Raw genomic sequence first — 19,756 nt, 5'->3', positions numbered from 1 at the left:
TGTGGCTTATTCCGTGCCTGCGGCGGGTGCCGCCGCCCGGTCCTTGGCCAGGCCGCGCCGCCGGCGGGTGGGCCAGGTGAGGACCAGGGTCACGAGTGCGGCCAGCAGCACCAGGCCCGCAATCACCAAGCCGGCATCAATCCAGAACTGGCCGGGGAACAACCGGATGAGGGTGTCGTCCAGGCTGAACGTCCAGGAGCCGTCTGCGAAGAAAATGCGGTGGAACTCGGTAAAGAACTGCTGCCAGCCCAGGACGGCCAGCGTGCCCAGGCCCAGGATGGTCACCAAGGTGATGATGGAACCCGCGAACAGGCCCCTCCGGACTCCGCCGGTGCTTCGCTTCCGGAGGTAAAGGATGGCGATAATGCTGAACAGGACCAGCAGGAGACCGGCGCCGAACGTGGACAGGATCACGAGTTTGACGTCCGCCATGTGGCTCACCTCGCCGTCCTTGAACAGCTTGTCGCCGCCGCGGTGCACGAGGTCCCCGAGGTATCGCGGGCCGGACCAGTTGCTCAGGTAATCCACGGCGTAGGAGCCGTACGTCATCCGGTCATCTGTGCTGAAGCCGTACCCGTCGCCGGGGAACCCGGGCCGGTTGTACTCCACCCACAGGAACAGCGGGCTGGTTACCGCCCGGACAGCCAGGATCAGCAAGACCAGCGGGAAGAAGATGGCGAGCAGGACCTGCATAACCCGCGGCGCCACAGGTTTGGCGTTGGCGGCGCTCTCCCGTTGGGCATTGCGGCGTTCCACCTCTTCCTCCGGCGGGCGGACCTGCAGCGCGGAGGTGGGGAGCGGTTCCTTGAAGACCGGGGAACTGTCCTCCCCCGGGCCCTCAGCGGCAGCTTCAGCGGCCTTTCGGTCGGCCCTGCTCTCCGGCTGGAGGGACCCGTCCCGGTGGGCCGGGGCGGTTCCTGCGCCCATGGCAACGGCAGAACTCCGCGCAGCTGCCGAAGGAGCGCCGGCGCCCTGGCGTGGGGATTCGCCGTCAACGGTGGATGAGGCAGGGGCCGGGCCGTCCTCAGTGGCGGAAGCAGCAGGCGGGGCGGAACCAGCGGGCGAAGCGGAGGACCCCGATGCCGTGCTGGAGCCCTTTGCTGCGGGGGTCAGCCAGGAAAACGCGGGCTCGTCGGAGTCCGCGGACGTGTCCAGATGAGGTTCCGGCTGCGGCTCGGCGCTCTTGGCGCGGACCGGTTTTTCGTCTTTCACAGCAGCGTCACTTCCGTCGTGTTCCTGCGCCGGGCCGGGCTCAGCCGGCGCACTTATCTGGTGTCGAGCCTACCGTCCGGGCCTTGGGCTGGACGAGGAACCACCCCGGCGGAATTACAACGATTCAGGCAGCGATTTCGGTGTAGCCCGCGTCCTCGCGCCGAAGATCCCCGCGTTCTCCCGCAAGGTAGGCCGGCCTGCCCCACCTCAGCACATAGAACCAGTACGCCGCCAGGACAGCGGCTCCGATCCCGATCTTGGCCCACACCGGCAGCGCACTGGGGGTCACGAATCCTTCAACCAAGCCCGAAACAAACAGCACAAGGACAAGGCCCAGGGCAACAGTGACCAGGGACCTGCCCTCCTCGGCAACAGCCCGTCCCCGGGTCATCCTGCCCGGCGACACCATGGCCCAGAAGATCCGAAGGCCGGCCGCGCAGGCGATGAACACGGCCGTGAGTTCCATCAGTCCGTGCGGCAGGATGTAGCTGAAGAAAACGTCGCTTTTGCCCGCGGCGGCGAAGATTCCGGCCGCGATGCCCACGCCCTGGGCGTTGCTGAACAGGATCATTGGTACCCAGAAGCCCGTAATCCCCAGGGCTACGGCCTGGGCGCTGATCCAGGCGTTGTTGGTCCACACGGCACCGGCAAAAGACGCCGCGGGGTTTTCAGAGTAGTAGTCGATGAAGTCTTCCTCGACGTACTGCCTGGCCGCTGCTTCGGTGGCCACTGCCCGCAGCGCCTCGGGGGACGTGCCGATCCACAGCGCGTAGGCCGCGCCTATGAGGATGAAGGCAGCTCCACATGCCAGCGTGAGCCAGGTCAACCGGTAAAACGCCGCCGGAAGGGCCACCACAAAAAACCGTGCCAGGTCCGCAGGCACGTTGGACCTGGCCCCGGTGAAGCGTGTCCGGGCCTGCGCCAGGGTGGCGGACAGCGAGGCGGAAAGCCCGCTCTCGGGGGCAACTGACCTGATCAGGGAGAGGTGGGCGGACGTGGACTGGTACAGGGCGAGCAGCTCATCGGCCTCGCGGCCGGAGAGCCTGGCCTTGGCGGCGAGCTCGTGCAGCCGTGCCCACTTGTCCGCGTTGGCTGCGGAAAAGGCGTCCATATCCACGCGACCAGCCTAGCGCCACCGCACTAGACTTTGAGCGACCGCACCGGGAGGGCGGCGGAACGGGGAAGAACAGTGAGTTCGATCATCACGGGCGAGGCCGTGGTCCTGGAGCTGCGGCCGGCATCTTTCGCGGCCCGCGCCCTTGGGCTGGTCCTGGATGTCGCCTTCAACATCATCCTGCTCATTGCGATCCTGATCGGGCTTGCCGCTGCTGGAGAGGACCTGGATGAGGCTGCTGCCCGTGCCCTGACGCTGGCCAGCGTGGTCTTCTGCCTGGTCATCGTCCCTGTAGCAGTTGAAACGCTGAGCCGCGGCCGCTCCCTGGGGAAGCTGGCCACCGGCCTTCGCGTGGTCAGGGACGACGGTGGTGCCATCCGTTTCCGCCACGCCGTCATCCGCGGGCTGACCGGATTCCTGGAAATCTACCTGACCTTCGGCGGGCTGGCGCTGACCGTTGCGCTGTTCAATGACAGGTCGCGGCGGCTCGGAGACCTTATGGCCGGAACCTACGCGGTCCGCACCCGCGTGCCCGTGGAGCAGCCGGTTCCAGTGTTTGTACCGCCGCGGCTCCGCGCCTGGGCTGCCGCCGCGGACATTGGACGGATTCCCGACCCGACGGCGCGCAGGGCTTCCCAGTTCATCCGGCAGGCAGGACGGATGGCGCCGGCGTCCCGGTCAGAAATGGCCGCGTCCATCGCCACGGAACTGTCCGCCCATGTGGCCCCTCCCCCGCCGGCCGAAACCAGCGCGGACGACTTCCTTGCCGCCGTCGTTGCTGAACGCCGGAGCCGGGAACTGGCCAGGCTGATGGAATCACGCCGGCGCAACACAGATATCGGCGAGCGGCTGCAGCGGCTTCCTTTCGGAAGCTGAGCTAGTTGTCGTACTCGTTCCACGGGATGTTCCAGTCGCCGAACCCGTCATCATGGGCCGCGTAGTCGCCCTCAGTGTTCACGATCTGCACAACGTCGCCGGTGCCCATGTTGTCGAAGACCCAGGCAGCGCCGTCGGGAGCGAACCCAATGCAGCCATGCGAGACATTCGCGTTGCCAATGAACGGATAGGCAGACTCAAGCGCCTGGTGGATGTAGGCGCCGCTGAGGGTGAGGCGGATGGTGTATTCCACGTCAACGTCCCCGTAGTAGGCAGGATCGTCCGGCTTGAGTCCGATGCTTGAGGCCCGGAAGTGGTCGTAGCGCTTCTTTTCCATCAGCACCCCGTAGCCTCGGGCTGACGGGAAGCGCTTGTCCCCCATGCTGACCGGGAGTGTCTTGACTACCTGGTCATTGACGCTCAGCGTGAACGTATGAGCGGCAGAGTCCGCCACCGCCACCTTCTTGTCCCCGATGGAAATGTTCACCTTCTTGTTGAAGTTGGCGATTTGCCCATTGCCGAGGTCAACCCCGAACAGCTTCATGTCCATGGCAATAGTGGAGTTGGCGGCCCAGAAGTTCTCCGGCCGGTACCTGACCATGGTGTCGCTGTGCCAGTGGAAGGCGCCCGTCTGGCCTGCACTGCTGGTAATGCTGATGGCTTTCTCCACGGCCTCGCGGTTGACCACGGGCTCGCTGAAGATGACCTGCAACGGCTGGCCCACGCCAACTTTCATGCCTTCCAGGGGGTAGATGGCGGCGTCGGCCTCATGGGAGCTGGAGACGGTACTGAAGGACTGGGTGGTGCTGCTCTCCCGTCCCGCGCCGTCCTTGACCACGTAGGTGTAGCTGTAGTCAGTGTTGAACTTCAAGGGGCCCGCAGCGGTCCAGCCGGTTCCCTGGGGGTCGATGGAGCCCTCCACGGCCTCGCCGCCGGTGCTGGTGAGGGTTACGCGTTCGATGGTCCCGTTAGCGACCTTCAAGGAGACCGGCGCTGCAGGATTGATCTGTTTCGCGCCGTCTGCCGGCGCGGCGTCGAAGGTAACCGGCGCCACCACCGGAGCTGCGATGCCCGGGGACGTCCTCACGGCAGAGCTGGCCTCGGATTCGATGGCACCGCGGGCGATGTCCGGCGCGACAGCGGCGAAGACGCCGCCCACGGCTGCGAGGAGGCAGACAGCCGCCACCACAAAGACCTTCTTCATTCGACCGGGACGGCGGGACGGGACTTCAGGCTCCATGTTTTGATCCTAGGCGCAGAAAGTAACGGCCCGGGCGCGCTGGGCGCCCGGGCACTTTACTTCTTAGTAACGATAGTGTTCGGGCTTGTAGGGGCCGGCGGCGTCGAGGTCGAGATACGCAGCCTGCTCCTTTGACAGCTCGGTAAGTTCCACGCCGAGGGCGTCGAGGTGCAGCCGTGCGACCTTCTCGTCGAGGATCTTGGGCAGCACGTATACCTGGTTCCCGTACTCCCGTTCCCCTTCCGGCTGGTTGCTCTTGGTGAAGAGCTCGATCTGCGCGATGGTCTGGTTGGCGAAGGAGTTGCTCATCACGAATGACGGGTGTCCGGTGGCGTTTCCGAGGTTCAGCAGGCGTCCTTCGGACAGCACGATGATGGAGCGCTCCCGGTCTGTTCCCTCGTCGAGTACCCACTCGTGCACCTGCGGCTTGATTTCGACCTTCTTGATGCCGGGGATGCGGGCCAGTCCGGCCATGTCGATCTCGTTGTCGAAGTGACCGATGTTCCCAACGATCGCCTTGTCCCGCATCCCGGCCATGTGCTCGGCCAGGATGACGTCCTTGTTGCCGGTGGTGGTGATGAAGATGTGGCCCTCGCTGAGGACGGATTCCAGTTTTGCCACCTGGTAGCCGTCCATGGCTGCCTGGAGCGCGCAGATGGGATCGATTTCCGTGACGATGACGCGGGATCCCTGGCCACGGAAAGCCTCGGCCGCGCCCTTGCCCACGTCGCCGTAGCCGCAGACGACGGCGATCTTGCCGCCCATCAGGACGTCCGTTGCGCGGTTGATGCCGTCCGGCAGGGAGTGCCGGATGCCGTACTTGTTGTCGAACTTGCTCTTGGTGACGGAGTCGTTGACATTGATGGCCGGGAACAGCAGCTTGCCCTGCTCCGCGAGCTGGTAGAGGCGATGCACGCCGGTGGTGGTTTCCTCCGTGACGCCCAGCAGGCGGGATCCGATCCGGGTCCACTTCTGCGGGTCGGCCTGCAGCGAGGCGCGCAACACCTCGAGGAAGACGCGGCCTTCCTCGGACTCGTCGTCGGCGGCTGCCGGAACGGCACCAAGTGCTTCGAATTCGGCGCCCTTGTGGACCAGCATGGTGGCGTCTCCGCCGTCGTCGAGGATCATGTTCGGGCCGAGGTCCGGGTTAGTGTCCGCGCCGGGCCACGTGAGGATCTGCTCGGCAGTCCACCAGTATTCCTCCAGCGTCTCACCCTTCCAGGCAAACACGGGAACGCCCTGGGGGTCCTCGACGGTTCCGTTTCCGACCACTACGGCCGCGGCGGCCTCGTCCTGCGTGGAGAAGATGTTGCAGGAGGCCCACCGGACCTCGGCACCAAGCGCCGTGAGCGTCTCGATCAGCACAGCGGTCTGTACGGTCATATGCAGGGATCCGGCGATCCGGGCGCCCTTGAGCGGCTGCGTGGGGCCGAACTCGGCACGGAGCGACATCAGGCCCGGCATCTCGTGTTCGGCAAGGCGGATCTGGTGCCGCCCGGCTTCCGCCAGGGTGATGTCGGCAACCTTGTAATCAAAAGTCATGGGTAGTCCTTCGTCCTGTCCGAAAGTGCTGTGCCTTCCGGTACTGCTGTGTAAAGTTCGACGGCGCCTGCGTCCAGGCGGGCAGCGCTGCTATGCGGTCTGGCCCGTTCCGCGGGCTGAATCGTGCTGGTCCGAACCTGCCGCGGTGGCCGCTGCCAGCAGCTCGGGCGGCAGGAGGAGCGGTATGCCGTCCTCGATGGCGTAGCGCGGCTTCACTCCGGAGTCCCCGGCAACGGCCGCCACCAGTTCCTCGCCTTCCTGCACCAGGGCTGAACCCGTCACGGGACAGCGGAGGACGGACAGCAGCTCAGGACTGACATGTGGCATTTTTGGTGCTCCCTGGCGGGCGCGCTCGCGCCGGTAGCGGACTGGTGTGCAGTTACCAGCCTACCGCCAGAGGATGTCAGGAGGGTTCACGCAGGACGCGCAGGTGTCCCCTGCGTGTACCCTCGGCGCCGGCCGGTGCTTCCAGCGCCGAATGGGGCGCGCGCTGCGCCGGCGGCTGCTGGCCCTGGGCCGGCAGGGCCGCTGCGTCCCGCACCGCATTGGCGAGGGCCAGAAGGTCATCGGGGCCCGGCTGCTGCGGTGTTGTCGGCATGGCCAGCCGCAGGACTTCCCAGCCGCGGGGAACGGTCAGTGAGTCGGCGTGCTGCTCGCACAGGTCGTAGCAATGCGGCTCCGCGAAGGTAGCCAGGGGACCAAGGACTGCGGTGGAATCTGCGTAGACGTACGTCAGGGTAGCCACCGCTGACTGGCGGCAGGCAGATCTTGAACACTGACGGATAGCTCCCACGACATCACAGACTACTCCGTGTCCGCACCAAAACCCTGCATTGCCCGCCCGACCCGACGCGTCCCGGCCGCCGGGGGAATGTATCGCATAAATGTTCCCCCGGGTTTAGAGTCGATGTATGCAGTCATCGAACCAGAAATCAGGTTTCACGGTCCGGTTGGCTGGTCCGGATGCCCCCGGTAATCCGGGTACCGGCTCCTCCGGCAAGAGCTTCATGATGCGCCGCCGGAACCGCCACGGACGCGGACTCCGTGGGGAGGTCATGCTCCCCACGCACCCCGGCTACCGGACACGCTCGGACCGCTTTGATGACATGGTGATGGACTCCGCACAGAGGCTGCACGACATTTGGGGCAAGACACTGGACGGCGTGCGGTTCGGCGTCGATGAGATCCCTCCCGACCTCGAACAGCTGGCGGCCAACTCCGCGTCGGCGCCGATGGGCTCCTACACCCCAGCCGCGGACGGCGAAGGGCCAATGATCACGGTGTACCGGCGCGTGGTGAAGCAGGGCTGCCCCGGCCCCGAAGAGCTCCAGGACCTGGTCCATGACGTTGTGGTGGAGCACACCGCGGAGATGCTGGGAGTGGCTCCGGAAACCCTGGACCCGGTCTACCGCCGCAGGTACTGACCTTCCGGGGTTTACCGGGGGTCAAACCAACGGCTGAGGGCTCCTAGTGGCTCAGGGTAACGGGCACAGTCTCCTGGCCCGCCGCCGCTGCCAGGAACGCCAGGGTTGAGACGTCGCTCCTGCCATCCTGCTGGATCAGGACGGCACCGTAGGCGGCATCCCCTGACGCGGACACCACGTATCCCACCACGTCGGCGTCACCCTCCTTCTCCGGAACAGCGATCGAGGACGTGGTTCCGCCTGCGATATCGGCGGTGGCCGGTGCCCGGACTTTCCCGTCCGACGTAATGGCGGCGTACGTGATGGTTGCCCTGGTATCCAGGGCACCGAACACCAGGCTGCGGATCCCGCCCTGCGGCACCGGAACGACGTGCTGGCTCCCCAGCCGCACTCCGGACGCGGCCCAGGCAACATCCGTTGGCTGGCCATCCTGGAGCCCGCGGGTGACCCGGGTCGCGGCGACGAACGAAACGTCCGAGGATGCCGCCACCGTGTACTGCCCGGCCGGGACACCCGCGAGGGAGATTTCGGTGACGGCTCCCGCCTTTGCAGTGATGACCCCGCCCGAGGGAAGGGCAACCTGCCCGTCCCGGCCGTAAATCCGGACTTCCACCACCGCATCCGATGGACCCGGAACTGTCAGGTGCAGTGCCGGTCCAGCGTCCCCGTACCCCGGTTTTCCCGTGAGCTGGGACAGCCCGGCGGGGTCCTGGATATCCACTCCTGTCATGACCTGCCGCACGGCCGGAGCCGCTCCCGGGGCTATGAAGTCAACGCCTCCGGGCGTGAGGCCCCGCAGGACGCTCTGCTGGATGACCGCGGCAACGGGCCCGCCGGCACTCCGGACGCGGACGCTCAGCTGCTCCTCCCCCGGCGCCAGCCCAGCGAGGACCACGGCCCGCGAACTGCCCGGCGCAACCAGCAGCCCCCTGCTGCCGGGTGCCTGGATCTGGCCCTGTGCACCGAAGAGCTCCAGGCTGACGGTGGCGGGGGTGCTGGAGGCGTTGGTTAACAGCAGTACTGACGCCCGGCCCACGGTGGTGCTTGCCCCCGCGATCCACTGGTCGTTCGAGGGCTGGTGGCAGTTGTATGCTGCGGTGCCCTGAAGATCCCCGTCAGTGGCGGTAAACTTCATCGCCGCAGCAGCCGAGGCTTTTTGGTTTGCCAGTGCGTCGGCGCTCAGCACGCTCACCTGCTGCACGGGACGGGCCGCCACAACGCCTGCCAGGAGTTCCTGGGGCGCCCCGGCAGAAGTGCCCTGGCCGGGCCCTTCGGAGATTTCGACGGCGGTTGTCCCGTCCAGCTGGGACAGCCGGCTGGCCGGGAGTATTCCCGCCGCGCCGAGGACCGCGCCCGTCACGGCGCTGGCCGCGGTGGCTGATACCGGGCTGAACTGGGGGTCCACGCCGGCTTCGGTGCCCTCCAGCAGCCGGGCAGGGCCAGGACAAACGCCCAGGCTGGCCCCGGCAGGGACGGCTGCCGCGGCTGCGGCTACCTCACGGCTCGATTCCGGCGGTGGCAGCAGTGATCCCCCTGCCACGACCGCCCCTGCGCCGGCGAGGATCATTGCAGCGGACGCGAGCCCCACGAACGTGGTTTTGCCTCCCTGCCGCTGGGGCCGCTGCCCGGAATCCCCGGTGTCCGGGCGCACTGTGTTTGCGTCGTCCAGCGGCTTGCCGGCGCCGCCGGAGGACTTGATCTCCGGCGGCGCCGGCGTGGTGTGCTCATGCATTCTGGTGTTCCTTACGCAGGGAGCCCTCATCCCGGGAGATGCCCGTCCGTGGCCTCCTGGCCGGCATCGGTATGGCGAGCAGGACTGTCAGGCCGATCACCGTGATCTGTGCAATGGCCGCCCCCAAGGCCCAGGGGTTCTCGTAGCGGATGGTGAGCTGGCCTCCTGATGCGGGAAGCGTGAAGGCCTGCGACCAGCCGGACGTAGTTGCAGTCAGTTTGCGGCCGTCAAGCCAGGCGGTCCAGCCGGCGTCCGCTCGTTCGGCCAGCACCACAAGGCGGCCCTCAGGACCGGCCGGAACGGGGGCATCCACGTCGCTGTAGCCGGAGGGAACCAGCCCGATGGCAGCACCGCTTCCATCGACGATCCGCACGCGGTGCGCAATGTCTGCAGCCTGCAGCGCCGGCTGGTTCAGCGGAGTGATCCGCCAGAGCCAGCCCACATCGGTCTGGCCCACGGCAACAAGGCCCGGTACTGCGTCCACCCGGCTGGCCGTCAGCTGGGCCGCGGTATCAGCGGAGCGGAGGACAACAAAGCCCACGCCCAGCTGTTCGAGATCGTTCCGGGGGTCAACGCCCTGGCCGGCGACGATTGTGGCCACCACGCGCCGGACGGCAGCGGTGACATCGTCGTCGTCGCGGATGGTTTCGGCGCCCGGGCTTCCGATGATGTTCCGCGCGGAAGCAATCGTGGAGAGGCTGTCCAGCGTGGTTCCGGCACCGCGCATCAGGGAGGCGTCAAACGTCCCGTTGTCCCGGGTGCTAATCAGCAGCGTGCGTGTTTGCTCAGGCCCGGTACCGCGGTCAATGGCCGTGGCAGGCAGGGTGCGCGGGTTGGCGGGCTCCACCAGCCGGGGCGTGCCGAGCGAGCCGGCGTCGTCATCGGGGGTCGCTGTGCCCGCGGTCTCGGCGCCCGGCGCGGCGGCCCCTGTGGCGGCAGAGGCCGTGGCAGGGCGCAGCAGGTTCTGGGCTGACCAGGCAGCCATACCGGCCAGGGGCCCCGCGAGCAGGATAGCCATTCCCACGGCGGTGGCGGACTGGAGGGCAGCCCGGCGCTTGGCGCTGCCGGTGGCCGCTCCCCTGTGCGCCATGGCCAGGAGATGTTCCGCTCCCAGGATGCCCGCCGCCAGGAGGGCGAAGGCCGCAGCAGACACTGCCGGCCCGGAAAACGGGGTCACGAGCTTTTGGGCGTTCAATCCACTGGCCACGTGGCCGGCCAGCCAGCCGCCTGCAAGGACAAGCACGGCGGACACCCAAAAAACCCTCGCCATGGCGGCGCGGTGCCCGGGCACGGCGAGTCCGGCGACAGCCAGCGCCAGCACCGGTGCAGCGACCAGGAGTGCCAGCAGCAACGCCCACGGTGCACTTCCGCCGGCAAAAGCGGGAAGTCCTGCGAGTCCCCCTTGCGGATCGAACCGCAACGGCTGTCCCAGCAACTGCTGCCACAGCGGAGCCGCTTCAAAGGCAAGCGGCAGGCCGGGGTCGGCCAGTAATGACCTGGGCCTGTCGAGGACGGAGAGACCGAAGGGAATGAACAGGGCCGCTGTGGGAAGCAGGGCCCACCAGACCGTGCGGCCGCGGCGTCCGGGCAGGAAGCCGCAGAGCACGACCACCACGACGGCCGGCACGAGGAGTGAGGGTGCCGACGCAACAACAACCGCCAGCGCAAGGCCGGCTGCGGCCGCGGCGGTCCAGGACGGCGTGCCGTTGATACCGGGCCTGATGGGGGGCCTCTCGCCGGGACGGCCTTCGGCAGGGGAAGGCAACGTAAAACGGCCGTGTCCCACTGCGGAGCCGGTGGCCCGCAGCAGCGCCAGGGCCACCAGGGGAAGCATGATGTGCGCAATCAGTGCTCCAGCCCTGCCCTGGTTGAGCGCAACCTGGAGTGCGGGCGCGGCGGCCCACAGGAGGGCCGCGGCAAGCCGGAGCCGGCGGCGGACGGTCAGCCCCCCGGCGGCGAACCATGCCGTGAGTCCGGACAGCGGGGTGGCGAGCAGCAGCAGCCAGGCCATGGCCGGGTTGGCGTCACCTCCGCCCAGGACTCCCAGGATCCACAGGACGTATCCGAAGGGGTCTCCCCGCCCGGGCAGCCCTGCCCCCAGGGTGATCCACCAGCTGGAAGCGTGGTGCCAGATGTCGCCGAGGCTTGCGGCGACAGGAATGAGTGCACCGCCGGAAACGCCGTCGGCCCGGAAGAGACCTGTCAGGGCCAGGAGCGACGCCACGGACGCAACAATGACCACGGCAAGGGCTCCGTTGCCCACCCATCCACGTTTTGTGGTGGCCAAAGCCGCGAAGTCGTCCGATGCGTCGCCAGTGGGCTGGTGCGCCAAAGGATCCTGTTCAAGCTCGTCCGATGGCGAATTGTCCGAGCCGAGCGCTTCCATCAGGGACCGCCTGTGGCTCCAAACCTCGCGCCTGGGGGTTTGGAGCTTACGGATCACCGACCGGCGGATGCGGCGGGTCCGGCGGGCACTGCGGCGCGCCTTAGCCACTGCGCGCGGCCTTCCGAGAGCCGCGCAGGTGGCAACCAGCTGTGACAGGCCGTGCGCAGGATCCTTAACCAGGATGCTCAGCACGAGTTTGAAGAGGCTGCCCAAGAGCGCCCCGGCTCCATGGACCGGCACCATCCATGGCGTGGAATGCTTCAGGCGCAGATGGACCTGGGCTTTCCGGGCGGCCGCCGCGTTGCCCAGGGCGTGTGGCCTGTGGGCAACGTGGAACATGCGCGCTGCAGGCACCACGACGACGCGGTGCCCCGCCAGCCGGTTGCGCCAGCAAAAGTCGACGTCGTCGCCACTGCCCGGCAAGGCGGGATCGAAGCCGCCCAGTTGCTCCCAGATGTCACGGCGGACAAGCATGCCGGCGGAGTTGACGGCGAAGGTGTCGCTGCGGCCGTCGTACTGCCCCTGGTCGAGCTCGTCGGCATCGATCAGGGTGAGCCGTTCTGCCCACCGGCTGGTGGACAGGCCGACGTCGATGAGCTTGCGTTCCGCGTGCCAGTCCAGCTGTTTGCACCCTGCGACGGTAACCGACGGCGCCCGTTCAACGGCGCTGAGCAGTTCGGCGAGTGCTTGCGGAGCCGGTGCTGCATCATCGTGCAGCAGCCAGATCCACTCCGCCCTGTCCGGTGCCGCGGTTCCCCGCCATGGGGCCAGCTCCGCCAGCACGGCGGAAACAGCTGCGCCCATACCGCCCTTGCCGCGCGGCTGGCTGGTGACGTTGGCTTCGCCCAGGGCCCGCTCCAGGAGGACCTTGGAGTCATCCAGTGACCCGGCATCAATACCGATGGCGTAGTCGGCAGGCCTGGTCTGGGACGCCAGGGCGGCAAGTGTTCTGGGCAGATAGGCACTGCCGTTGTGGGCGACCACAACGGCAGTGACATGAACTTCCTGGTGAATTAGATTGCTCGCTTCCTCAGCCGCCGGCGCTCACGCTCGGAAAGGCCTCCCCAAATGCCGAACCGTTCATCGTTTGCCAGAGCGTATTCAAGGCACTGGGAGCGCACGTTGCAGGCCCCGCAGACTTTTTTTGCATCCCGCGTGGAGCCGCCCTTTTCAGGGAAAAAAGCCTCGGGGTCCGTCTGGGCGCACAGGGCGTCTGTCTGCCAGCCCAGTTCGCCTTCGTCGTCGAAATCCTGCTGGAAGGGAAGCCCTATCCACACAGGCTGGCTTGCGCCGCCCGCGGCCAGTTCCATGGGCGGGTCGAGGTCATCCTCCGACTCCGCGCCACCGTCAAGAAGTGCCTCGTGGGCGGCGAGGAAGGCAGTGGCCTGGTCTTCAAGGAGCCCATCCGCGTTTTTGTTGTACCGGTCGGCAGCATCAGGATCGGCGGGGTCCACGTACCAATCGCTCGGTACCCCCCTGGCACGGTACTTTGCCGTTGCCTGACCGGCTACGACGGCGTCTTCCTGGATACGCTCTGCTTGCCCCATCGGCGACCCTCCTGATTTGCAGCGACTGCCTGGATACGCGGCACTCGGTTGTGTGCCGGCATTTACGCAGTTGCCTTTAGTTATCTCTAATTACACGTGTGTAACTTGGGTGAGTCAAGCCGCCGCCGGATAATAATCACTCCGGACGGCGAAGGCCGCGTACGCCACGCCCGGGAATTTATTACGGATGCACGGCGTGGCTCACCGCGACATCTGAATCGCGACCGGGCACCGCTCGGATCGCCCCCAACGGCGGGAAAAATACCTGCAAAGACCCTAAATAGCAAGCAGGCTGAGTATCTATTGTGATATATCTCACTCTGGCGTGTACTGCTGTTCCCTCCCTCAACGACTGTCCGGAAACGACGGTCCGGAGTCAACGGTGACTGCCACCGTCGCCGGTGGCAGGATGGTGCCATGGGCAACCCGCTATCTGATCTGATGTCAACGCTCCGTTCGGGCAATTCAACGGCTCCCCGGCTCACCTGGTATGGCCCCGACGCTGAACGGGTGGAGCTCTCCGGCAGGGTCCTGGACAACTGGGTCGCCAAAACGTCCAACCTGCTTCAGGACGAGTTGGACGCGGCCCCCGGCATGCGCCTGCGCATGGAACTGCCCGCCCACTGGAAATCCATGGTCTGGGCGCTGGCTGCCTGGCAGGTTGGGATGCAAACCGTGCTTGATGACGGTGCAGCGGACTACATGGTTACCGCCGATCCGGAGTCAGCTGAGGGGAATTACGACGCCGTCATCGCCGTCGCCCTGCCCGCACTGGCGATGCGGTGGCCGGGTACGCTTGCTGCCGGCTTCCTGGACTACGCTGCGGAAGTCCGCTCGCACGGGGACGTCTTCATGGCGCACGCCGAACCCGACCCGTCCGGGTGCGCGGTGGTGGCCGGCAACGGCCGCGCGTACTCCCACCAGGACCTGCTCAATGGCTTCGCCGCGCGCCACGACGAAGGCGTCCGCCTTCATGTACCGGCCGGGAACGGGCTGGAAGAGGCCCTGTCCAATGCTTTGGGCGCGTGGCGGCACGATGGATCGGTGGTCATGACGCATCCGGATGTGGAACTGACTGACAAGCTGCTCGCAGCGGAGCGGATCCACGGCAGCTAAGAAAGCGGGACCCACTGCGGCCAACCTGTCCGCCTTGAGCTGTCCAGCTATGGCTTGGCGCGGCCGTCCCTCGAAGGTGCACGCTCCGCTTCGCGCTCCACCCCCGGGCCCTGCTCCTTGTGATGGTGGTGAAGCTCGATGAGCTCGTGGTCGTGCGAGAACTCCGGCTCCTGGTCCAGTTCCTGGTTAAACACCAGGAACCGGTAAGCGAAGAAGCGGACCACGGTAGCCACAAGAATGCCTGCCACGCCGGCCAGGAACAGCATGTTCTTGTCCGTGACGCCCAGCCCGTATTTCGCGAGGGCGGTGAAGCCCGTGGAGATACCGATGCCTATTCCGTTGATGAGGACGAACATCAGGAATTCCCGGAGGACGTTGGCCTGCCGTCGGTGCCGGAACGTCCAGAGCCGGTTGGCGATCCAGGAGAAGACCGTGGCCACGGAGGCGCCGACAAACCGCGCCTTGGCCTCACTGTCGGTCATCGGGCCGTGCATCAGGTAGTACGTGAGTCCGTTGTCGATCACGAAGGCCACACCGCCCACGGCTCCGAACTTGGCCACTTCGCGCCAAAACAGCGAGGCGAGCCCCCGGATACGGTCTGCAAGTGTGGTGAACATGGCCCTCCATGGCTGTGTGAACTGTGGGCCATTGGGCCACAGGCTATTTTAGCCCCCAAACCTGTGAGCGGGCCGTCCCAACGGCCTTACAGGGGTACTCGAGGCGCCGAAATACTCCCGGCCCGCCGGACCGAAACGCGGGATACCGGACGGTCTTCGGTAGGCTGGCCTACGTGACTTTTCCAGTAATAGGCGTTGTTGGCGGCGGCCAGCTTGCCCGAATGATGGCCCCGGCCGCAACAGCACTCGGCTTCGAACTCCGTGTCCTCGTCGAAGGGGAGGACGTCTCCGCCGTATCGGCAGTGCCCTCCTCTCCGGTGGGCGACTACAAGGACCTGCAGACGCTCCTGGACTTTGCCCAAGGCCTGGACGTTATGACTTTCGACCACGAACACGTCCCGACGGACCACCTCCGCGCACTGCAGGACGCCGGCGTCAACGTCCAGCCCGGGCCTGATGCACTCGTTAACGCCCAGGACAAACTGGTCATGCGCGCTGCCATCGACCGTCTGGAGCTTCCCAACCCTGCATGGGCCTCCGTCCCGGACGTCGCTGCCCTGGTCAGCTTCGGCGAGGAGACAGGCTGGCCGGTTGTGCTGAAGATGCCGCGCGGCGGCTACGACGGCAAGGGCGTCAGGATCGTCGCCTCGGCGGAAGAAGCCGCTGACACTACCGAGTGGTTTGAGGCCATGAGCCCCCTCCTCGCCGAGGCCAAGGTGGAATTCACCCGGGAGCTTTCGGCACTCGTTGCCAGGACGCCAGACGGCGAAGCCCGCGCCTGGCCGGTGGTGCACACCATCCAGGTGGATGGTGTCTGTGATGAAGTGATTGCTCCTGCCCTGGATATCCCGGTGGAGGTCGCTGCTGCCGCAGAGGACGCTGCCCTCCGGATCGCCGGCGAGCTTGGCGTTACGGGAGTGCTGGCCGTTGAGCTGTTCGAGACCCCCGGCGTGGGCGCAGGGTTCCTGATCAACGAACTTGCCATGCGACCCCACAACACTGGGCATTGGACGCAGGACGGTTCGGTGACAAGCCAGTTCGAGCAGCACCTGAGGGCGGTACTGAACCTTCCCCTGGGCGCCACCGACGTCCTGGGCCCCGTGGTGGTCATGAAGAACTTCCTGGGCGGCGACAACCAGGACCTGTTCTCCGCGTACCCGATGGCGCTTGCCAGTGAACCTGCCGCAAAGGTGCACTGCTACGGCAAGTCCGTCCGCCCGGGCCGCAAGATCGGCCACGTGAACCTGGTGGGTTCGTCCACCGCAGACGTTGATTCCGTCCGCCGCCGTGCCACGATGGTTGCAAGCATCATCCGCGACGGCCGGGGACCGGCAGAAGAACTGCCAAGCACTTTCGAGGAGAAGCCATGAGCGACCAAACCACTCCCGCCGCCGCTTCGGAGGCCGCACCGCTGGTTGGACTGGTCATGGGATCAGACTCGGACTGGCCCGTCATGGAAGCCGCGGCGGATGCGCTGGCGGAGTTCGGCATTCCCTTCGAGGCCGACGTCGTATCAGCCCACCGGATGCCCACCGAAATGATCCGCTACGGGCAGACGGCCCATGAGCGCGGGCTGCGGGTCATCATCGCCGGGGCCGGCGGCGCAGCCCACCTGCCGGGCATGCTGGCCAGTGTCACCCCGCTCCCGGTCATCGGCGTCCCCGTTCCCCTCAAAACCCTGGACGGAATGGACTCCCTGCTGTCGATCGTCCAGATGCCCGCCGGCGTTCCGGTGGCCACCGTGTCCATCGCCGGGGCCCGCAACGCCGGGCTCCTGGCCGTGCGGATACTCGCTGCGGGCACGGACGAGCTCGCAGCGTCGCTTCGCGCGGACCTCCTTGATTTTGCAGCAGACCTCAACGCGGTTGCGGCCCGCAAGGGTGCCAACCTGCGCCAGAAAGTCACCGAGGTGTTTGCGGACGGCAACGGCGCCCTGCGGGGCGGCCGCTAGGCGGCGCGTATGTCCAGCAGCAAAGTGCAGCAGACCGCCCCCGGCACGTCCATGACGGACCCGGTCCGTTACCCTGCCAGCGCTTCCTCCCCGGTACGAACAAAACGGGCCTTTGTCCTGATCCTCCTGACCCTCCTAGTTCCGGGCAGCGCCCAGATCGTGGCCGGCGACCGCAGACTCGGGCGCGCCGCTTTGCGCGTAACGCTCGGCGTCTGGGCGGCAGTGGCTGCCGCCGTGCTCCTGCTGCTCTTCAACCGGACTCTGCTGATCAACCTCATCACCAGCCCCTTCGCTTCACTGGTCATGGTCGTCCTGCTGGCAGCCCTGGCCGTGGCCTGGGCATTGCTGTTCCTCAACACCCTCCGGCTCATCCGCCCCATACTGCTGGCACCCCGGGCACGGCCGGCAGTCGGCATAGCCCTGGTACTGGCCATGGTCCTGGGCAGCGGGTCCCTTGGTTATGCTGCCTACCTGCTCAACGTGGGGCGCAACGCCATCGGCAGCATCTTCTCCTCCGGCCCCAGCATTGATCCCGTGGAAGGCCGCTACAACTTCCTGATGATGGGAGGGGATGCAGGCGAGGACCGTACAGGCAGGCGTCCGGACAGCCTTTCGGTCCTCAGCGTGGACGCCGAGTCGGGGCAGACCGCCATCATCTCAGTGCCCCGGAACCTCCAGAACGCCCAGTTCAGCGAGGACTCCCCCATGCGGGCCATCTACCCGGACGGCTACGACTGCGGTGATGAGTGCCTGATCAACGCCATCAACACCGAAGTGACGAACGAGTACGCCGACCTCTACCCCGGGGTGGCCGACCCCGGGGCGCAGGCCACCCTGGAAGCAGTTTCCGGGACGCTTGGAATCACGGTGCAGGCTTACGTCCTGGTGGACATGGACGGTTTCTCCCGGCTCATCGACGCGATGGGCGGCATCAGGATCAAAGCCGGCGGCTGGGTTCCCATGAGCGGCTACTTCGACGATTTCAGCCAGACCCACGGCATGCCTCTGGGCTGGATTCCGGCTGGTGAACAAACCCTCGACGGCAACCAGGCACTCTGGTACGGAAGGTCGCGGGAGTATGTGGACGACTATTCGCGCATCCAGCGCCAGCAGTGCGTGCAGCAGGCCATGCTCAAGCAGCTGGACCCTGCCACGCTGCTGGCCAAGTTCGAGGACATCGCGGACGCCGGCACCAAGGTGGTGGACTCCAACATTTCCTCCTCGCAGCTGGGGAGCTTCGTGGACCTTGCCATGAAAGCTAAGGGCAAGGAGGTCCGACGGCTCACCATCGGCCCGCCGGACTTTGACGCCTCATTCTCCACGGTTCCGAACTTCGACGAGATCCACGAGCGCGTGGACCAGCTGTTGGCCTCCGCGTCCTCGCCCCAGGCGGCAGGCGTGCAGGACGACACCATGGTGGAAACGGGCACCGTACCGGGCCGTCTCCAGGCCGCGGCAGCCAGGCCCTCCGGCATCTTCCCCCTTGCCGGCGCCGTTCGGGCACAGCAGTCGCCCGCGCCGTCGGACTTCACTCCGGTAACCACCACGCCGGATGGCGAGCTGATCACCGAAGAGATGCTGACCCAGCTCAAGCTCGAGGGCAACGAGCAGGCAATCGCCGAGCTCGTGGCAACCAACGGCCAGTGCGCACCGCTGTAGCCGCACACATTATCCAGCAGACCTAGGGAACGGAACCGGTTTTGTACGAGATTGAGAACGTCCTGCGCGACTATGCCTGGGGTTCGACGACGGCCATCGCGGCCCTCCTGGGTCGGCCCGAGTCCGGCCGCCCGGAAGCCGAACTGTGGATCGGCGCGCACCCCGATTCACCGTCCACCGCCCGCATCCCCGGGGACGGAGCGGCGACGCCGCTGGATGCCCTGATCTCCCGCGATCCGGGCCATTTCCTCGGAGCGGAATCAGTGGCCCGCTTTGGCCCCCGGCTTCCGTTCCTTGCCAAGATCCTCGCCGCAGCCCAGCCACTCTCCCTGCAGGTCCACCCCAGCCTGGAGCAGGCGCGGGCCGGTTTTGCCCGCGAAAACGCGGAAGGTGTGCCGGCGGGCGCCCCGAACCGCAATTACCGGGACGACAACCACAAACCCGAGATGATTCTCGCCCTGACCCCGTTTGAGGCGCTGTGCGGGTTCCGCCCGGCTCCGGAAACGCGGCAGATCCTGGCGCACGTGGCCTCGGCATGCGGCTCCAGCGAAGCCGGGGTTCCGGCCCTGGTCGGAGCGCTGCAGGAGGACCTTGGTGCAGCCGATGAGGGCCAGGGCATCCGGAGGGCCTTCGAGCGCCTGATCACCGGAGGCCAGTCCGTGGCCGATGATACGGCGCTGGTGGTGGCAGCACTCCTGTCAACGCCCGGCCTTGCCCCTTATGAGTCCGAGCTGAAAACCGTCATTAGCCTCAACGAGAAGTACCCCGGCGATCCAGGTGTCCTGATTTCCCTGCTGCTGAACCGCGTCTCACTGGCACCGGGCGAAGCGGTGTACCTGCCGGCCGGAAATGTCCATGCCTACCTGCACGGCCTCGGCGTAGAGGTGATGGCGTCCTCGGACAACGTCCTGCGCGGCGGTCTTACCCCCAAGTTCGTGGATGTACCCGAACTGCTCCGCACCGTTGATTTCCAGCCTGTTGCGGTGCCCAGGCTTGCCGCCGAGCGGACGGTCCTGGACCAGGAAGTGTTCCGCCCGCCGTTCGAGGAATTCCAGCTCCAGCGCATCGACCTCGCGCCTGGGGCAGCCCCCGTTCCGCTGGCACAGTCCGGGGCGGCCGTGGTCATCGTTGTGGCCGGAGATATCTACCTGGACTCGCCCAAGGGCGACCTGCAGCTCTCCCGGGGCGGCAGCGCCTTCCTGGCCGCCGCCGAAGCTCCGGTCAACGTCCACCCCGTGGCCGGAAGCACGGAGCCTGCACTCGCTTTCGCCGTGACCACCGGCCTTTAGCAGCCGGCGCGCTTCAGGCAGCAACGGCAAAGGGCGACGGCGGCACCCCGG

The 19,756-nt window shown here is 66.7% G+C and carries 17 protein-coding genes; 7 read left to right on the top strand and 10 right to left on the bottom strand.

Translation table 11 applies throughout. The features are described from left to right. Positions 1 to 6 precede the first annotated feature (6 nt). Together ABRP28_RS01885 and ABRP28_RS01880 are read right to left on the bottom strand one after the other, a co-directional pair. Positions 7 to 1,212: a TIGR01906 family membrane protein gene (locus tag ABRP28_RS01885; protein WP_350003795.1), complete on the bottom strand. Its 1,206-nt coding sequence runs from the start codon at positions 1,210 to 1,212 to the stop codon at positions 7 to 9. Positions 1,213 to 1,336: 124 nt separating this feature from the next. Beyond that, positions 1,337 to 2,329 carry a stage II sporulation protein M gene (locus ABRP28_RS01880; protein ID WP_350003796.1) on the bottom strand — a complete coding sequence of 331 codons (993 nt, stop codon included), beginning with the start codon at positions 2,327 to 2,329 and terminating at the stop codon, positions 1,337 to 1,339. A 72-nt stretch (positions 2,330 to 2,401) separates the two neighbouring features. Here ABRP28_RS01880 and ABRP28_RS01875 point away from each other — a divergent pair, with 72 nt between their 5' ends. Further along, entirely contained in the window at positions 2,402 to 3,202 is an 801-nt protein-coding gene (locus tag ABRP28_RS01875) for an RDD family protein (RefSeq protein WP_350003797.1), read from the top strand. Between the two features lies 1 nt (position 3,203). Here the strand turns inward: ABRP28_RS01875 and ABRP28_RS01870 are convergent, their stop codons facing one another. From ABRP28_RS01870 to ABRP28_RS01855, 4 genes are all read right to left on the bottom strand, one after another. Next, the gene (locus tag ABRP28_RS01870; RefSeq protein ID WP_350003798.1) at positions 3,204 to 4,442 is read right to left on the bottom strand and encodes an Ig-like domain-containing protein; all 1,239 of its coding nucleotides are present in this window, start codon (positions 4,440 to 4,442) and stop codon (positions 3,204 to 3,206) included. 63 nt (positions 4,443 to 4,505) lie between these two features. Beyond that, positions 4,506 to 5,984 (bottom strand): adenosylhomocysteinase, encoded by a 1,479-nt coding sequence (ahcY, locus tag ABRP28_RS01865; protein WP_350003799.1) that lies wholly within the window; start codon positions 5,982 to 5,984, stop codon positions 4,506 to 4,508. Between the two features lie 90 nt (positions 5,985 to 6,074). Beyond that, complete coding sequence (locus ABRP28_RS01860; RefSeq protein ID WP_350003800.1) at positions 6,075 to 6,311, bottom strand: hypothetical protein; 237 nt, start codon at positions 6,309 to 6,311, stop codon at positions 6,075 to 6,077. A 76-nt stretch (positions 6,312 to 6,387) separates the two neighbouring features. Beyond that, positions 6,388 to 6,777, bottom strand: a complete 390-nt coding sequence (locus ABRP28_RS01855) for a DUF3499 domain-containing protein (protein ID WP_231457267.1) — start codon at positions 6,775 to 6,777, stop codon at positions 6,388 to 6,390. Between the two features lie 118 nt (positions 6,778 to 6,895). Here ABRP28_RS01855 and ABRP28_RS01850 point away from each other — a divergent pair, with 118 nt between their 5' ends. Then, positions 6,896 to 7,408 (top strand): metallopeptidase family protein, encoded by a 513-nt coding sequence (locus ABRP28_RS01850; protein WP_350003801.1) that lies wholly within the window; start codon positions 6,896 to 6,898, stop codon positions 7,406 to 7,408. 43 nt (positions 7,409 to 7,451) lie between these two features. On the opposite strand, the gene ABRP28_RS01845 is transcribed toward ABRP28_RS01850, so the two are convergent. From ABRP28_RS01845 to ABRP28_RS01835, 3 genes are read right to left on the bottom strand one after another with little or no spacing between them, the layout of a single operon-like run. Beyond that, positions 7,452 to 9,140: a DUF5719 family protein gene (locus ABRP28_RS01845; RefSeq protein WP_350003802.1), complete on the bottom strand. Its 1,689-nt coding sequence runs from the start codon at positions 9,138 to 9,140 to the stop codon at positions 7,452 to 7,454. Next, positions 9,133 to 12,510, bottom strand: coding sequence for a glycosyltransferase family 2 protein (locus ABRP28_RS01840; protein WP_374152911.1), 3,378 nt, complete (start codon positions 12,508 to 12,510; stop codon positions 9,133 to 9,135). Before ABRP28_RS01840 ends, ABRP28_RS01845 begins: the two co-directional genes overlap by 8 nt. 29 nt (positions 12,511 to 12,539) lie before the next feature. Beyond that, positions 12,540 to 13,073 (bottom strand): WhiB family transcriptional regulator, encoded by a 534-nt coding sequence (locus tag ABRP28_RS01835; RefSeq protein ID WP_350003803.1) that lies wholly within the window; start codon positions 13,071 to 13,073, stop codon positions 12,540 to 12,542. A gap of 417 nt (positions 13,074 to 13,490) precedes the next feature. Here ABRP28_RS01835 and ABRP28_RS01830 point away from each other — a divergent pair, with 417 nt between their 5' ends. After that, positions 13,491 to 14,189, top strand: coding sequence for a TIGR03089 family protein (locus ABRP28_RS01830; protein WP_350003804.1), 699 nt, complete (start codon positions 13,491 to 13,493; stop codon positions 14,187 to 14,189). A 47-nt stretch (positions 14,190 to 14,236) separates the two neighbouring features. On the opposite strand, the gene ABRP28_RS01825 is transcribed toward ABRP28_RS01830, so the two are convergent. Continuing rightward, positions 14,237 to 14,806 carry a GtrA family protein gene (locus ABRP28_RS01825; protein WP_350003805.1) on the bottom strand — a complete coding sequence of 190 codons (570 nt, stop codon included), beginning with the start codon at positions 14,804 to 14,806 and terminating at the stop codon, positions 14,237 to 14,239. Positions 14,807 to 14,979: 173 nt separating this feature from the next. Between ABRP28_RS01825 and ABRP28_RS01820 the strand changes: the two genes are divergently transcribed. From ABRP28_RS01820 to manA, 4 genes are read left to right on the top strand one after another with little or no spacing between them, the layout of a single operon-like run. Then, positions 14,980 to 16,176, top strand: coding sequence for a 5-(carboxyamino)imidazole ribonucleotide synthase (locus ABRP28_RS01820; protein WP_350003806.1), 1,197 nt, complete (start codon positions 14,980 to 14,982; stop codon positions 16,174 to 16,176). Beyond that, a complete protein-coding gene (purE, locus tag ABRP28_RS01815; protein ID WP_231457274.1) occupies positions 16,173 to 16,757 on the top strand; it encodes a 5-(carboxyamino)imidazole ribonucleotide mutase in 585 nt (194 codons plus the stop codon). Before ABRP28_RS01820 ends, purE begins: the two co-directional genes overlap by 4 nt. Positions 16,758 to 16,766: 9 nt before the next feature. After that, entirely contained in the window at positions 16,767 to 18,416 is a 1,650-nt protein-coding gene (locus ABRP28_RS01810) for an LCP family protein (RefSeq protein ID WP_350003807.1), read from the top strand. Positions 18,417 to 18,457: 41 nt separating this feature from the next. Continuing rightward, a complete protein-coding gene (gene manA / locus ABRP28_RS01805) occupies positions 18,458 to 19,705 on the top strand; it encodes a mannose-6-phosphate isomerase, class I (protein ID WP_350003808.1) in 1,248 nt (415 codons plus the stop codon). The last annotated feature ends 51 nt before the right edge of the window (positions 19,706 to 19,756 follow it).

The organism is Pseudarthrobacter sp. WHRI 8279, assembly GCF_040224115.2.
Lineage (GTDB): Bacteria > Actinomycetota > Actinomycetes > Actinomycetales > Micrococcaceae > Arthrobacter.
Note: the sequence above shows the minus strand (reverse complement) of the source record. Positions and strands in the feature narration are given on the sequence as shown.

Coding starts and splice junctions, on each gene's coding strand:
- ABRP28_RS01870 (WP_350003798.1), bottom strand. CDS start 4,442: ATGGAGCCTGAAGTCCCGTCCCGCCGTCCCGGTCGAATGAAGAAGGTC.
- ahcY (WP_350003799.1), bottom strand. CDS start 5,984: ATGACTTTTGATTACAAGGTTGCCGACATCACCCTGGCGGAAGCCGGG.
- ABRP28_RS01860 (WP_350003800.1), bottom strand. CDS start 6,311: ATGCCACATGTCAGTCCTGAGCTGCTGTCCGTCCTCCGCTGTCCCGTG.
- ABRP28_RS01850 (WP_350003801.1), top strand. CDS start 6,896: ATGCAGTCATCGAACCAGAAATCAGGTTTCACGGTCCGGTTGGCTGGT.
- ABRP28_RS01845 (WP_350003802.1), bottom strand. CDS start 9,140: ATGCATGAGCACACCACGCCGGCGCCGCCGGAGATCAAGTCCTCCGGC.
- ABRP28_RS01835 (WP_350003803.1), bottom strand. CDS start 13,073: ATGGGGCAAGCAGAGCGTATCCAGGAAGACGCCGTCGTAGCCGGTCAG.
- ABRP28_RS01830 (WP_350003804.1), top strand. CDS start 13,491: ATGGGCAACCCGCTATCTGATCTGATGTCAACGCTCCGTTCGGGCAAT.
- ABRP28_RS01825 (WP_350003805.1), bottom strand. CDS start 14,806: ATGTTCACCACACTTGCAGACCGTATCCGGGGGCTCGCCTCGCTGTTT.
- purE (WP_231457274.1), top strand. CDS start 16,173: ATGAGCGACCAAACCACTCCCGCCGCCGCTTCGGAGGCCGCACCGCTG.
- ABRP28_RS01810 (WP_350003807.1), top strand. CDS start 16,767: ATGTCCAGCAGCAAAGTGCAGCAGACCGCCCCCGGCACGTCCATGACG.